The organism is Pseudomonas sp. ANT_J12, assembly GCF_008370045.1.
Taxonomy (GTDB): domain Bacteria; phylum Pseudomonadota; class Gammaproteobacteria; order Pseudomonadales; family Pseudomonadaceae; genus Aquipseudomonas.
This window is the reverse complement of record NZ_VOBN01000020.1, coordinates 45218-58983: the sequence shown is the minus strand read 5'-3', so window position 1 is coordinate 58983 and position 13766 is coordinate 45218. Positions and strand designations below refer to the sequence as shown.

General features: G+C 62.5%; 13 protein-coding genes. 6 read left to right on the top strand and 7 right to left on the bottom strand.

All coding sequences use genetic code 11. From position 1 onward, the window contains the following. Window positions 1-52: 52 nt before the first annotated feature. Genes FQ192_RS27780 through FQ192_RS34665 form a run of 3 tightly spaced genes read right to left on the bottom strand, consistent with a single transcriptional unit; the run spans window position 53 to window position 2075 of the window. Window positions 53-691 (bottom strand): response regulator transcription factor, encoded by a 639-nt coding sequence (locus tag FQ192_RS27780; RefSeq protein WP_149661383.1) that lies wholly within the window; start codon window positions 689-691, stop codon window positions 53-55. Then, window positions 688-1950 carry a sensor histidine kinase gene (locus tag FQ192_RS27775; protein WP_149661382.1) on the bottom strand — a complete coding sequence of 421 codons (1263 nt, stop codon included), beginning with the start codon at window positions 1948-1950 and terminating at the stop codon, window positions 688-690. The genes FQ192_RS27780 and FQ192_RS27775 overlap by 4 nt, the downstream gene beginning before the upstream one ends. Window positions 1951-1952: 2 nt before the next feature. Further along, entirely contained in the window at window positions 1953-2075 is a 123-nt protein-coding gene (locus FQ192_RS34665) for a hypothetical protein (RefSeq protein ID WP_256672391.1), read from the bottom strand. A 157-nt stretch (window positions 2076-2232) separates the two neighbouring features. Between FQ192_RS34665 and FQ192_RS27770 the strand changes: the two genes are divergently transcribed. The 6 genes from FQ192_RS27770 (at window position 2233) to FQ192_RS27740 (ending at window position 7434) form a co-directional block, all read left to right on the top strand. Next, on the top strand, window positions 2233-3417 hold the full coding sequence (locus FQ192_RS27770; RefSeq protein WP_149661381.1) for an ABC transporter substrate-binding protein: 1185 nt from the start codon (window positions 2233-2235) through the stop codon (window positions 3415-3417). Window positions 3418-3454: 37 nt separating this feature from the next. Further along, window positions 3455-4414 (top strand): YVTN family beta-propeller repeat protein, encoded by a 960-nt coding sequence (locus FQ192_RS27765; protein ID WP_133838900.1) that lies wholly within the window; start codon window positions 3455-3457, stop codon window positions 4412-4414. Further along, window positions 4411-5142 carry an ABC transporter ATP-binding protein gene (locus FQ192_RS27760; protein WP_149661380.1) on the top strand — a complete coding sequence of 244 codons (732 nt, stop codon included), beginning with the start codon at window positions 4411-4413 and terminating at the stop codon, window positions 5140-5142. The genes FQ192_RS27765 and FQ192_RS27760 overlap by 4 nt, the downstream gene beginning before the upstream one ends. After that, window positions 5139-5930 carry an ABC transporter permease gene (locus FQ192_RS27755; RefSeq protein ID WP_133838898.1) on the top strand — a complete coding sequence of 264 codons (792 nt, stop codon included), beginning with the start codon at window positions 5139-5141 and terminating at the stop codon, window positions 5928-5930. The genes FQ192_RS27760 and FQ192_RS27755 overlap by 4 nt, the downstream gene beginning before the upstream one ends. A 224-nt stretch (window positions 5931-6154) precedes the next feature. After that, window positions 6155-6712 (top strand): PQQ-dependent catabolism-associated CXXCW motif protein, encoded by a 558-nt coding sequence (locus tag FQ192_RS27745; RefSeq protein ID WP_149661378.1) that lies wholly within the window; start codon window positions 6155-6157, stop codon window positions 6710-6712. 56 nt (window positions 6713-6768) lie between these two features. Continuing rightward, on the top strand, window positions 6769-7434 hold the full coding sequence (locus FQ192_RS27740; RefSeq protein WP_123508683.1) for a response regulator transcription factor: 666 nt from the start codon (window positions 6769-6771) through the stop codon (window positions 7432-7434). 127 nt (window positions 7435-7561) lie between these two features. On the opposite strand, the gene nahK is transcribed toward FQ192_RS27740, so the two are convergent. The 4 genes from nahK to FQ192_RS27720 all read right to left on the bottom strand — a co-directional run bounded on the left by nahK (window position 7562) and on the right by FQ192_RS27720 (window position 13758). Next, the gene (nahK, locus tag FQ192_RS27735) at window positions 7562-10159 is read right to left on the bottom strand and encodes a hybrid sensor histidine kinase/response regulator NahK/ErcS' (protein WP_149661430.1); all 2598 of its coding nucleotides are present in this window, start codon (window positions 10157-10159) and stop codon (window positions 7562-7564) included. Next, on the bottom strand, window positions 10128-11291 hold the full coding sequence (gene nosP, locus FQ192_RS27730; protein ID WP_149661377.1) for a nitric oxide-sensing protein NosP: 1164 nt from the start codon (window positions 11289-11291) through the stop codon (window positions 10128-10130). Before nosP ends, nahK begins: the two co-directional genes overlap by 32 nt. Window positions 11292-11556: 265 nt before the next feature. After that, window positions 11557-12741 (bottom strand): porin, encoded by a 1185-nt coding sequence (locus FQ192_RS27725; protein ID WP_149661376.1) that lies wholly within the window; start codon window positions 12739-12741, stop codon window positions 11557-11559. A 210-nt stretch (window positions 12742-12951) separates the two neighbouring features. After that, window positions 12952-13758 carry a sulfite exporter TauE/SafE family protein gene (locus tag FQ192_RS27720; RefSeq protein ID WP_149661375.1) on the bottom strand — a complete coding sequence of 269 codons (807 nt, stop codon included), beginning with the start codon at window positions 13756-13758 and terminating at the stop codon, window positions 12952-12954. Window positions 13759-13766 lie beyond the last annotated feature (8 nt).

The following is a 13766-nucleotide window of genomic DNA, read 5'->3' as shown; positions in this document are numbered from 1 at the left end:
CAATTCCCACGGGTCGCGTGAGAACGATCAACGCTCAGCGTGGGAACGATCATCAGCCCGCCTTGCGCACCACCCCCATATCAATCCCCAAATGCACCAGCTCGGTATGGGACGTGACCTGCAACTTGCTCTTCAACAACGTCAGGTGATTGGAAACCGTCTTGCTGCTGATATTCAGTTGTTCGGCAATCAACCGCGCCGGGGTGCCTTTGGCCAGCATCACGAAGATCTCCAGTTCGCGCTGGGTCATGCTTTGCAAGCGCGGGTCGCTGGCGTCCTGTTGCGGGTGGCACGCCAGTTGGGTCGCCAGGGGTTGTTCGATGTAGGCGTGCCCGGCGAGGATTCTGTGCACCGCTTCGATCAACACCTCCGGCGCCGAGCTTTTGGTCAGGTAGCCCGAAGCCCCGGCGTCCAGCGCCTGGCGCACCAGTGGCAGTTCATCGTGCATGCTGAAAAACAACACCCGCAGTTGCGGCAAGCGCTGGCGCAAGCGGCGGGTGGTTTCGAGGCCGCTGATGCCCGGCAAGCCGAAATCCATGATCACCAGGTTCGGCACCGCTTCCTGGACCCGGATCAGCGCTTCCTCACCCGTGGCCGCTTCGCGCACCTCCATCGCCGGCAACAGCGCGCGCAACAGACTGGCATAGCCCTGACGGACCACCGCATGGTCATCGACCAGCAAAATATTCATGACGCCTCCAAAGGCATGCTCAAAGCCAGCGCCCAACCGGCGCCGGGGTGGCTGATGATCCGCAGTTCGCCGCCAAGGCTGCGGGCGCGTTCGGACATTGAGTACAACCCAACGCCCGGGCGTGGCGGCTGTGCGGCGCCGCGACCGTTATCGCGAATCAGCAAGCGCAAACGCCCGCCGCGATGTTGCAAACACACCCGTACCTGACTGGCCTCGGCGTGCCGCGCAATATTGGTCAGGGCTTCTTGCAACAGGCGATAGAGATGGGTCTTGCTCGGCCCCGACAGCGCCGGCAACTGCGCGCTGACCCGCAACTGGCAATCGATGCCCTGCCGCCCCTGCCATTGCTCCACCAGCAAAGCGAAGGCTTCGGACAGCGGCAGGTGTTGCAGCACCACCGGATACAGGTCATGCACCAACGCTCGAAAGCCCTGTTGCAGGTGTTCGCAGTTGTGTTCCAGCTCGCGCACCGTGCGCTCGACGGTGTCCGGTTGATCCGCCACCAAGCGGAGCAGACAGGCTTGAGCGCGAATCCCGGCCAGGTACTGACCGAGGTCGTCGTGCAGGGTTTGCGCCAGATGGGTGCGTTCCTGCTCCTGCACCGCGAGCAAGGTCTGGGTCAGCCGGGTGTTGTCGGCGCGAGCCTGTTCCAGGGCACCGGTCATGCGATTGAAATGGGTCGCCAGTTGCCGCGCCTCCGGCACGCCTTGCCCGCGTAAGCGCACGTTGAGCTGGCCGGCAGAGACTTGCTGCAACGCGCGGAGCAATTCATCGAGCAGACCCATGCCCCGACGCACCGCCCAGCGGATGGCCAACAGACTTACCATCAACGCCAAGCCGCAGAGGAACAGCACTTGTTGCAGGGAATCCCAGACTTCATCGATCTCGTCCCGCGGGTCCACGGCAATCTGCACCCGCCGACCGTCCTGCAAATCCAGGACCCGGGCAGCGTGCCGGGCTTCGGCGAACAGCAACCGCCCGAGCCAGGCATCCAGGCCATCCTGCAACGGCAGCCGCGCGGCTTCGCCCGGTTGCAGCCAGCGCACCCGCACATGACGCAGGCTTTGGGTCAGTCGCGGCTGAAGGCTGGCCGGATCACGTTCGGCGGTTTCGCTCAGGTACTCGACCACCGCTTCGGCCGATTGCAGCTCGCGTTCCACGTCCGCCAGCGCCTGGTGCACCAGCAACGCCATGCACGCCAGGGTGACCAGGGCGAAAAAGCCGCACACCCACAGGTTGATCCGCCACAGGGCCGACACGCCTAGCGCCCCGGCAGCGCGGGCGACATCTGCACCAGCGTCGGTCGCGGGCCGTGCAGTTTGTCGATGCCGATCAGGGTCAGGATCAGCAACAACGGCAGGAGCAGCGCCTTGAAAATACGCATGGTCGATCCCCTCCTCGGTAATGGCCGTTGAAACCCATGCTAAAACCGCGCCGCCGCCGATGAGTTACTACCTTGGTACTGCCTTAGCGCTACTTTCTGCATATTTCCTCTGCTCCCCGGGCTTTCTATGCTGGCGCTACCCGTCATGGAGTGCCTTATGCGCCAGCTCGCCCCCTACGCCTTGATCTACCTGCTGGCGATTGCCTGCGCCGCCGGGCTGGCGACCCAGAGCCAGGCCGCCGATGCGCCGTTGCAGGTGCAGATCGGCTACCTCGGCTATCGGCCTGATCCGGGGCCGCTGCTGTCGAACGTCATTCCCGAACCCGCCGATGCCGGGCTGCGCGGCGCCGAACTGGCGATCACCGACAGCAACAGCACCGGGCGTTTTCTCAACCACAGCTACAGCCTGATCAGCGCCAGCACCGACACCCCGGATGCGCTGGTCGAAGCGGCCAAGGCCCAGCACGAACAAGGCCTGCGTCTGTTTGTGGTCAACGCCCCGGTGGAAACCCTGCGCCGGCTCAGCGCTGTGTTGCCCGACAGCTTGCTGTTTAACGCTGGCAGCCCGGATGACAGCCTGCGCAGCACCGATTGCCTGCCGAACGTGCTGCACAGCCTGCCGAGCCGGGCGATGTTGGCCGACGCATTGGCGCAATTTCTGGTAGTGCGCAAATGGCAGCGGGCGCTGCTGATCGTCGGCCCGACCCCGGATGATCAAGCCTACGCCGCCGCCCTGCGCCGCGCCGCCAAACGCTTCGGCGTGAAACTGGTGGCGGAAAAAGCCTGGAGCTTCGACAACGATCAGCGCCGCAGCGCCCAGGCCGACATGCCGCTGTTCACCCAGACCGCCGAGTACGACGTGGTGCTGGTGGCGGACGAACGCGGCGACTTCGGCGAATACGTGCCCTACCAGACCTGGTACCCGCGCCCGGTCGCCGGCACCCAGGGCCTGACCCCGGTGGGCTGGCACAAGACTGTGGAAACCTACGGCGCCGCGCAACTGCAAAAACGCTTCGAAGCCTTGACCGGGCGCTGGATGAATGACCGGGATTTCGCCGCGTGGATGGCCGTGCGCAGCATCGCCAGCGCGGTGACCAAACTGCGCCAGGCCGACCCGATGGCGATCCGCGACCTGGAGATCAGCGATCAACTGCCGCTGGACGGTTTCAAGGGGCGCAAGTTGAGTTACCGGGCGTGGAACGGCCAGTTGCGCCAGCCGATCCCCATCGTGCAACCGCGCGCACTGGTCAGCACCTCACCCCAGGACGGTTTCCTGCACCCGGTCAACGAAATGGACAGCCTGGGCTACGACAAGGCCGAAGTGACCTGCCGCTTTCCCTGATTTTCTTCACAACAACGACAATAAAAAGGAATCCGCCATGCGCCGTACCCTGCTCTCATGCGCCCTGCTGCTTGCCGCCGGGCACGCCGTGGCCAGCACCGCCTGGGTCTCCAACGAAAAGGACAACAGCCTGAGCCTGATCGACATGCAGACCCTGCAAGTCACCGACACCCTGCCCGTCGGCCAGCGTCCGCGCGGGTTGCTGCTGTCCCACGACAGCAAGCTGTTGTACATCTGCGCCAGTGACTCGGACCGGGTCCAGGTGATGGACGTGGCCACGCGCAAGATCATCAAGGAGCTGCCGTCGGGCAAGGACCCGGAGCAATTTGCCCTGCACCCGAACAACCGTTGGCTGTATGTCTCCAACGAAGACGATGCGCTGGTCACGGTGATCGACACCGAAACCTCCAAGGTGCTGAGCCAGATCAACGTCGGCGTCGAGCCCGAAGGCATGGCGGTCAGCCCCGATGGCAAGTGGGCGGTGAACACCAGCGAAACCACCAACATGCTGCACTGGATCGACACCAGCACCCAGACGTTGGCCGACAGCACGCTGGTGGATCAACGGCCGCGTTTCGTCGAGTTTTCGCCGGACGGCTCGCAGCTCTGGGCCTCGGCGGAAATCGGCGGCACCGTGACGATTCTCGATGTGGCGACGCGCAAGATCCTCAAGACCCTGAACTTCCAGATCAAGGGTGTGCACCCGGACAAAGTCCAGCCGGTGGGGATCAAGCTCAGCGCCGACGGCAAGTATGGCTTCGTCGCCCTCGGCCCGGCCAACCATGTGGCGGTGGTCGATGCCAAAACCTTTGAAGTGCTCGATTATTTGCTGGTGGGGCGCCGGGTCTGGCAGATGTCGTTCACCCCGGACCAGAAGCAATTACTGGCCACCAACGGCGTCAGCGGCGATGTGTCGGTGATTGATGTCGACAGCCTCAAGGTCAGCAAATCGATCAAGGTCGGGCGCTATCCGTGGGGCGTGGTGGTCACGCCATGAACGCCCTGGAAGTCAGCGAATTGAGTTTCGCCTATGGCACCAAGGAGGCCTTGCGCCAGGTGAGTTTCAACCTGGCGCCGGGGCGTTTTGCCGCGTTGCTGGGGCCGAACGGGGCCGGTAAATCGACGCTGATTGCGCTGCTGACGCGACTGTATGATTTGCAGCGCGGGGACATCCGGGTCGGCGGTTGTTCATTGCGTGACGCACCGCGCCCGGCGCTCAAGCAATTGGGCGTGGTGTTTCAGCAAAGCACGTTGGACCTGGACCTGAGCGTCGAGCAAAACCTGCGTTATCACGCCGCGCTGCACGGCCTGTCCCGGCGCCAGACCGGCCTGCGGGTCGAAGCTGAACTGGCCCGGCAAGGCCTGACCGAACGCCGCCGCGAAAAAGTCCGCGAACTGAATGGCGGCCACCGGCGTCGGGTAGAGATCGCCCGGGCCTTGCTGCATGAGCCGCGTCTATTGCTGCTGGACGAAGCCAGTGTCGGCCTCGACCCGGCCAGTCGCCTGGCGCTCAACCAGCACATTCGCAGCCTGTGCCGCGAGCAAGGCATCAGCGTGCTCTGGACCACCCATTTGCTGGATGAAGTGCAGCCCAGCGATGACTTGCTGATTCTGCATCAGGGTCGACTGGTGGCCAGCGGTCAAGCAGACGTCCTGAGCCAGGAACATGGCGGCGACCTCGGTTCGGCCTTCACTCGACTGACCACCTCGGGAGCCGCTCGATGAATGCGTATTGGCAGTGTTTCAACGGCATCGTGCTGCGCGAATGGCTGCGTTTTGTGTTGCAGCGCACGCGGTTTCTCAGTGCCCTGGTGCGCCCGCTGTTGTGGCTGCTGGTGTTCGCCGCCGGGTTTCGCGCGGCGCTGGGTATCGCGATCATCGAGCCTTACGACACCTACATTCCCTACGAGGTGTACATCATTCCGGGGCTGGCCTGCATGATCCTGCTGTTCAACGGCATGCAGGGCTCGCTGTCGATGGTTTACGACCGGGAAATGGGCAGCATGCGCGTGCTGCTGACCAGTCCCCTGCCCCGAACCTTTCTGCTGTGCAGCAAGTTGTTGGCGACGTCGCTGATCTCGTTGTTGCAGGTCTATGCGTTTTTGGCGATCGCCTGGGTGTACGGCGTGCAACCGCCGGCCATGGGTCTATTGATTGCCTTGCCGGCGTTGCTGCTGGTGGCGTTGATGCTCAGTGCGTTGGGGCTGTTGCTGTCCAACGCGATCCGCCAGTTGGAGAACTTTGCCGGGGTGATGAATTTCGTGATCTTCCCGCTGTTTTTCCTGTCGTCGGCGCTGTATCCGCTGTGGAAAATGCGCGAGTCCAGTGAATGGTTGTACTGGTTGTGTGCGCTGAACCCGTTCACCCACGCCGTGGAGCTGGTGCGGTTTGCCCTGTATGAGCGTTTCAATCCCCTGGCGCTAGCAGTGTGCGTGGGGCTGACGCTGGTGTTCGTGCTACTCGCCGTGCTCACTTTCAACCCGCAGCACGCCGCCGTGCGCAAAGCCACCTGATTGATCGTTCCCACGCTCCGCGTGGGAATGCCTCCTGTGACGCTCTGCGTCACATAGTTCGGGGACGCGGAGCGTCCCGGGCTGCATTCCCACGCGGAGCGTGGGAACGATCATCAACCGGGGGAAAATTACGACTTTAGTACTGCTTTACCTGTCTATCGTCGCATTCCCTTCGCACCGCGCCTGGCATGTAATAGGTTCATAACTATAAGGATTGAACCCCCATGCCGCGTGCCCGACGTCGCCTGCTGCGCCCTTGCCTCGCTGCCCTGTCGCTTAGCCTGCTGCTGAGCACCGCGCAGGCCGAAACCACGCTGTTTTCCGCCGACGGCTACCGCATCGGCCTGTACCGCAGCCCGACACCGAATCAGTTGCAAGACGCGACGATCATCGACACCCCTGCCCTGCAAACCCTGCTCAAGCAGACGCCGCGCCCGGTGCTGATCGACGTCTACCGCCGCCAGTGGCTGCAAGGCCAATTCATCGAAGACCAGCCCCACGAGAACCTGCCCGGCAGCCATTGGCTGGCCAATACCGGCGACGGCGATCTGACACCTGATTGGCAGGCGTACTTTGCGCGTAATCTGGACCAACTGACTGACGGCGATCACCAACAACCGCTGGTCTTCTACTGCCGCGCCGATTGCTGGCTGAGCTGGAACGCGGTAAAACGCGCCACCGCCATGGGCTATAAGTCAGTGTATTGGTATCGCGATGGCCTGGATGCCTGGCAAGCGGCGAACCTGCCCGTTGCGCCGGCCCAGCCCGAGCCCTTTCCCTGACTGAACACGTGCACGATGTTGCCCCACCAAAAATCAAAATAATGAGGTGAATGGCCATGTACAAAATTCTGATTGCCGACGATCACCCGCTGTTTCGCGAAGCCATTCATAACGTCATCAGCGACGGTTTCCCCGGCAGCGAAGTGATGGAAACCGCCGACCTGGACAGCGCCCTGCTGTTGACCCAGGAACACGACGACCTGGACCTGATCCTGCTGGACCTGAACATGCCCGGCATGCACGGCCTCAATGGCCTGATCAACCTGCGCAACGAGGCGCCGACCATTCCGGTGGTGATTGTCTCGGCCGAACAGGACAAGCAGATCGTGCTGCAAGCCATCACGTATGGCGCGGTGGGGTTTATCACCAAGTCCTCGCCACGGCTGCAAATGACCGAAGCCATCCAGCAGATTCTCAACGGCAACGTGTACCTGCCGCCGGACATCATCCGCACGCAAAAACCCGGCACCCATCGGCGGATGAACGACAACCCGAGCTTCCCGCCGGAACTGCTCCAGGCCCTGACCCGCAAGCAGTTGCTGGTGCTGGAACGCATGACCAAGGGCGAGTCGAACAAACAGATCGCCTACACCCTGGAAATCGCCGAAACCACGGTCAAGGCCCACGTTTCGGCGATCCTGCGCAAACTCAATGTGCACAATCGGGTGCAGGCGATCTTGAGTGCCGGGGATATTGATTTCGGGTCTTACCTGCGGCGTTGAAACGCGGTCCCCTGTGGCGAGGGAGCTTGCTCCCGCTGGGCTGCGTAGCGGCCCCAAAAATCTTGTGAGCGCTGCGCACTCAAGCGGGAGCAAGCTCCCTCGCCACAGGGGACCGCGCCGGCTCGGGTTATCGGGATGGGCCGAGCAGGTGACTCATCGCTGTCTTGAGCTTCATCGGCCGCACCGGCTTATGCATCAACATATGCCCCAACTCCCGGATCTGCAGCTTCAGCTCATTGCTGTAATTGGCCGTAATCATCATCGCCGGGATGGCCGAGCCGCGCCGGGCGTTGATCCGGGCCACGGCATCGACGCCGTTCTGGTCGTCGTCCAGGTGATAGTCGGCGATCAGCAGATCGGCCTCTTGGTGATAGTTGTCCACCTGCCGCGCCAGGTCCTGCTCCGACAGCGCCGTGACCACCAGACAGCCCCACCCTTCCAGCAACGTGCGCATCCCCGCGCAAATCGCCGCGTCGTTATCCAGCACCCACACCCGTGCCCCGCGCAGGCGTTCCAGCATGGGTTCGCTCATCAGCAGGTTCGGTAACGCCTTGGGCGCCGTGGCGCTGAGCGGCACTTCGACGGAAAACATCGAGCCCTTGCCCGGCCACGACCGCACGTGAATCCGGTGCCCGAGGATCCCGGCGATTTTCTCGACGATGGCCAAGCCCAGGCCCAAGCCGCGATCCTGATCCGGGCGCTGCACATCGCCACGCTTGAACTCCTGAAAAATCTCCTCCAGCCGGTTTTCGGCGATGCCCATGCCGCTGTCCCAGACTTCAATCGACAAGCGCTGATGATGACGCCGGCAACCGAGCACCACGCGGCCGCTGTAGGTGTAGCGAATTGCGTTGCTCAGCAGATTGCGCAGGATCCGCGCCAGTAACTGAATGTCGCTGCGTACCAGCGCCGAACACGCAATGAAATGCAGCTCCAGCCCTTCACTTCGCGCCACGTGGGTGTATTCGGCGGCGAGGTTGTCGAGCAATTCGCTGAGGGCGAATGGCGCGATGTCGGCCTTGATCACCCCGGCATCCAGTTTGGAAATGTCCACCAGGGTGCCGAGCAGGTTTTCCACGTCTTCCAGGGAATTGCTGACGTTGCGCACCAGCATTTCGTTGGCCTGGGGCTCCCGGCGTTCGAGCAAGGCGCTGGTAAACAAGCGTGCGGCGTTCAGCGGTTGCAGCAAATCGTGGCTGACGGCAGCAAGGAACTTGGTCTTCGACAGGTTGGCCTGTTCGGCTTCCAGTTTGGCCTCGCGCAGACGAGATTCGACCCGCCGACGCTCGTCAATCTCGCGCAGCAGTTGATCGTTGAGGGTGGTCAGTTCCGCCGTGCGTTCGCGCACACGCAACTCCAGGTTTTGATAGGCCTGATGCAAGGCCTCGGCGGTGCGGCGGCGTTCGGTGATGTCGCGGATCAACACGAAAATCCCCACCACTTCCCCGGTGGCCAGGCGATTGGGCACGTAGGAGCGCAGCATGTAGCGCTCCTGGTTATTGATGTTGGTTTCAGCGAACTCAAAGGTCACGCTCTCACCGGCCAGGGCCCGGGCGACATAGGCTTCCAGGCGCTGGTAATGCTGCTCGCTGTGCACTTCCCGCAGGCTCTGCCCGAGCATCACGCCCCGGGGCCAGCAGTACCATTGTTCGTAGACCTTGTTGGTGAATTCGTAGACCAGATCAGCGTTGAGATAGGCGATCAGCGCCGGCACGTGGTCGGTGATCAAGCGAATCCAGCGCTCGCTTTCGCTGAGCGCTTCGGCGTGCTGGTAGCGTTCGGTGATGTCGGTGAAGGTGTTGACGAAACCGCCAGTGGGCAGCGGATGGGTACGAATTTCCAGGACCCGGCCATCGTAGAGACGCTGTTCGCATTCCTGCACCGGCCGGCCATTGTTGTCGCGACTGGCGGGCGTCAGCAGGGTCAATTCGCTGTCGGCGATCACTTCGGCAAACGGCCGATGGGCGGCCACCGGCGCGAGGCCGCTGAGTTCAAGGAAGCGCCGGTTCCACAGTTCCAGAATGCCCTCGGCGTTGACCATCGCCACGCCCTGGGACAGGTTGTCCACCGCCCGTTGCAGCAAATGGGATTTTTGCGCCACGGCTTGCTCGCGGCGCACGGTTTCGCTGAGTTTGACGTCGGTGATGTCGGTGAACAGGATCACCCGCCCGCCTTCCTGGGTCGGCCGTTCGCTGACTTGCAGCCAGCGGCCATTTTGCAGGCGATACAGCAGGTTTTGGTCGGCGTGGCCCCGGGGTTCCTCGATGAACAACCCGGTGGCGGTCATCAAGCGCTTGACCTCCGCCAGGTGCATGCCGGCGATGATCCGCACCCGGCTATTGCCCCAAAACGCCTTGAAACGGCTGTTGAACAGGACGATGCGCTGGTCTTCGTCGAACAGCACGAAGGCGTCGGAAATGCTCTCGATGGCGTCGATCAAATGCTGGTGCGCGGTTTCCGCCCGCAAACGGGCATCGCTGAGCAAATGATTGCCAGCCTTGAGTTCGGCCATGGCCTGGTTCAGCGCATCGGTGCGCTCGCGGACCTGCTCGGCCAGCACCACCGAATGCTGGAACGCCGCATACGGGTCGTTGCCCCGGGTGATGCCGGATTCGATGCGTTCGATCAGCGCGCCGTTGATGCGCTGCAATTTGTGGTTGTCCCGTTGCAGACTGGCGATCTGCGCCTGCAGCTCAACGGTGTCCAGGGGAACGGCCTCGGGCAATGGCAACCCCGGTGAAGGTCTGGTTGATGTGCATGCCATTGAACTGTTCTCCGTAGGTGTTGAACCCCATCACCCGATGCTCGCGCAAAAACGTTCCGATTGACTCCAGGCTGTCGCGGTCCTCCAGTTCCAGGCGCCGCAGAAAACAGTCGCAGCCGATGGTCAGCAGCAGGTCGCCGAGGCGTTCTTCCAGGCCTTCGAACAGCGCTTGCAGGTTCGGCAGCATGGGGCCGGGGGTCATGGCGGTGAGGACGATGCCGTTTTCCACGGCGCAGTAGAAACTCAGGCTCAGGTCCGGGTGCACCTGTTGGATGGCGCGTACGTAATACTGATCGTTGATGCGCACCGCCAACGGGTGCGCGGCGAAGATCCGGTGATCGAGCTCGGCCACCGGCACGCCGATATGGCGGGCGTACTCCTCGGCGGCAGGTTCGGCGTTGAGTTCGAAAACCCGTCGCGACGCACTGTCAGCGCCAGTGACCACCAGTTTTTCCGCCCGGGGCAGGATGTGGTGGGTGGTGAAGACTTCGAAGTCGAGCCAGGTGTTGACCAGCACCACCACTGCCGCGCCGCTGTGGAACGCGCCGTCGAAGTAGACGTGGGTGTGGGTCAGGTAGTTGTCATCACCAGCGGAACCGCCGAAATGCGGGATGTCGCCCAACGCCGCACTCAACGCGGCGAGGACCATTTCTTCGCGGCTGGACAGGCCATCGAGCAAGGTCAGGGCAAAGCTGTTGCCCTTGATCGGCGCCAGGGTGTTACTGCGGCAACCGCCCACCAGGCGTTCGACCATTTGCTGGGCGTCGATCAGGCTGAAGCGCTCCATTTCGTCGATCAGTTCGATGGCGATGGAAAAGTGCCGATGATCGAACCCTACCGCCGTCACGCAATTGCGGCCGTAACCTTGCGGCGTGATTTCCCCGGCGCTGGTGCACCCCACCAGGCGAATCCCGCCGAAGCTCTGTTGCAAGGCCGGGCCCAGCACCTGCAAGTCGTACTCGGCGGAACAGAAAAACAGCACAAACCCCAGGTGCGGATGCAACAGCTGTCGCGCCAACTCCTGGGCCGCCTGCTGCGCATCGGTGGCCTGGGACATGGCACTGACCACCCCTTCACTCTGGACCTGCTGCATCTTCGCCTCCCGCAGGTGCGCCTGTATGAGGTACGAGTGTACGAAGCCTGCAGGCCGGGACGTATGCTACTTGGGTAGCGGTCTTGGGCTTCGATGGGATGAGAGTGGTGTCAAATCTAAAACCTCACACCGATCCCTGTAAGAGCGAGGCGTGCCCGCGAAAGCGGTGTGTCAGTCGACATCCATGTTGAATGTGACGGCCTCTTCGCGGGCAAGCCTCGCTCCTACAGGGGATTTACGCGCAGCCAGACTCGCCACCCAAGCCTTACCAGGTCAACACCGCCCCCACCGCAACCGTATCGGTGTCTTCGTTCTGCGCACTGGTGTCGTGGCCATCGATGCTGAACTGGTTGTACTCGGCCACCAACTTGAGGTTGTCATTGACGTCATGGAATAGCGCGATGCCGCGGGTTTTATAGTCTGCGCCGCTGCCCACCACGCCGTTGCCATCGTCGTTGGTCTTGCCGTAGGACAGCGCCAAACGGTTCTTGCCCAGTTTGTACGAGCCCTGCATCAGATAGCCCTTGCTATCGACATTGCGCAACGTCGCTTCGCCGGCATTGTTGGTGAAGAACGGGTTGATGCCCTTGGCCTGGAACCCGGAGCCGGTCAGCGATAACCCACCCATTTTCGCCTGCACGCCGTAGCCGACGCCTTTGGAGGTGACGGATTGAACGCTGGAATCGGTGTTGTCCGAGGTCTGGTAGCTGCCGTTGACCCAGCTGTAGATCTTCGCCCCGGCGACATCGAACTGGTAGGTGATCTCGCTCTCGGTGCGCGGGTTTTCCTGGTAGGCCTTGCCCAGCGGACTGCTGTCGTTGGTGTCCACCGGGTCCATGATCCCCACCGCCACGCGCAAGCCGTCCATCACCGGGGTGCGGTAAGTGATTTGCGAGGTGGGGAACGGATACGGATAACCACTGCCGATGTTGCCGAACGACACCCCGCCGCCGTCCACCAGCCCCAGGCTGTCACTGACCTGGCCGTAACCGGCGAGCAGTTCATCGAGCAGGATGTTGGAGCGGGCAAACAGCCCGAAGTCCTTGCCGATCAGCACCTCGCCCCACGCCGGATTGGCTACGGTGCCGTAGAACTGCCGTACATCGATGGCGGTGTCGGTGCCGTTGGTTTCGCTGTCGTTGATGGTCACCCAGAACGAAGCGCGGGCGCCGAGCTTGAGGTCATCGACCTGCTTGCCCATGTTGAAGCCCAGGTAGTTGGGCAGAAACCCCATCTTGACCCGCGCCTGCCGCCGGTCGAACTGATCGCCAGCGCGGTCGACCTTGCTGTTCACATAGAAAGCGTTGATGTAACCGTCAGTGGAGAACGTGGTCTGGTCCTTGTCATACAGCATGATCTCGGCCTCGGCCAATGAGCTCAGGCCAAGGGACGACAGACTGACGATAACGGCCGGCAGGAAACGATGCGTAAAGTTCTTATTGTTAGGCATGAAGCGCTCCGCAACAGGGGGACAAGTTGTCGGAGGCGATTATCGAAAGCTGACCGGCGGCGTCATACGCTGCCTTGGAGGTGGTTGTGAAGTGCTTTGGACGGGCCGGTGGCGCGCGGCAAGTCCGGCGTAAGACCGGGCCACGACAAGGCCCGGAACTTTGGGCGTACGCCTGCGAGCGCTACTGGCGCCCGGAGGAACCACTACCGGTCAGGCGCCCGCTCTAAACAGCATGTACGCAGCGACTACGACGCAGACGCTGGCGAAGCCAACTTGCAGCGTTCGGGCGGGAACCCGGGCGCACAACTTGCGGCCAATGACCATGCCAACGATGCTGGCGACGATAAACGCCACGCCCAGACGATCAATTCGCACCCCGGCGTGAAACGCGCCGATCACGCCGATGGCCGAGATCAGGCTGATCACCATCAAGGACGTGGCGATGATCCCGCGCATCTGTACATCGGTCAGCTGCTTGAATGCCGGGACGATCAGAAAGCCGCCGCCCACGCCCAATAACCCCGACACCACCCCGGTCACCGCGCCGAGGGCGGCCAGGGTTGCGGTGCATTTGGCGGTCCAGGAAAAACGCCCGGTCTGTTGATCGAGCATGCAATTCTTCTGGCCCCAGTTGGCGTGGCCGTGATCGTTCGGGCCTGCGTCCTGACGCTCCTTGCGCAACATCCGCCAGGCCACCATGACCATCAGCAGGCTGAACAGGGTCATCAGGATTTTTTCCGGCAACTGGTGGGCGAAGAAGATGCCCAGCGGGGAGAAAATCGCCCCCATCAAGGCAATCAACATCGCCGCGCGATAACGCACCAGCCCGTGGCGCAAACCGTCGATGGCGCCGACCGCCGCCGCACTGCCCACCGCAAACAACGCGACCGGCGCCGCTTGGGTCATGGTCCAACCCAGGCCCAGCACCAACGCCGGCACCGCCAGAATCCCGCCCCCGGCGCCGGTCAAACCGAGCACCAGGCCCATCAGCACACCAAAAAAACTTGCCAGCAGCATAGGGTTCT

Bases quoted from the DNA above. Each gene is read 5' to 3' on its own strand.
- FQ192_RS27755 (WP_133838898.1), top strand. From the start codon at position 5,139: ATGAATGCGTATTGGCAGTGTTTCAACGGCATCGTGCTGCGCGAATGG.
- FQ192_RS27765 (WP_133838900.1), top strand. From the start codon at position 3,455: ATGCGCCGTACCCTGCTCTCATGCGCCCTGCTGCTTGCCGCCGGGCAC.
- FQ192_RS27720 (WP_149661375.1), bottom strand. From the start codon at position 13,758: ATGCTGCTGGCAAGTTTTTTTGGTGTGCTGATGGGCCTGGTGCTCGGT.
- FQ192_RS27725 (WP_149661376.1), bottom strand. From the start codon at position 12,741: ATGCCTAACAATAAGAACTTTACGCATCGTTTCCTGCCGGCCGTTATC.
- FQ192_RS27760 (WP_149661380.1), top strand. From the start codon at position 4,411: ATGAACGCCCTGGAAGTCAGCGAATTGAGTTTCGCCTATGGCACCAAG.
- FQ192_RS27740 (WP_123508683.1), top strand. From the start codon at position 6,769: ATGTACAAAATTCTGATTGCCGACGATCACCCGCTGTTTCGCGAAGCC.
- FQ192_RS27770 (WP_149661381.1), top strand. From the start codon at position 2,233: ATGCGCCAGCTCGCCCCCTACGCCTTGATCTACCTGCTGGCGATTGCC.
- FQ192_RS34665 (WP_256672391.1), bottom strand. From the start codon at position 2,075: ATGCGTATTTTCAAGGCGCTGCTCCTGCCGTTGTTGCTGATCCTGACC.
- FQ192_RS27780 (WP_149661383.1), bottom strand. From the start codon at position 691: ATGAATATTTTGCTGGTCGATGACCATGCGGTGGTCCGTCAGGGCTAT.
- nosP (WP_149661377.1), bottom strand. From the start codon at position 11,291: ATGCAGCAGGTCCAGAGTGAAGGGGTGGTCAGTGCCATGTCCCAGGCC.
- FQ192_RS27745 (WP_149661378.1), top strand. From the start codon at position 6,155: ATGCCGCGTGCCCGACGTCGCCTGCTGCGCCCTTGCCTCGCTGCCCTG.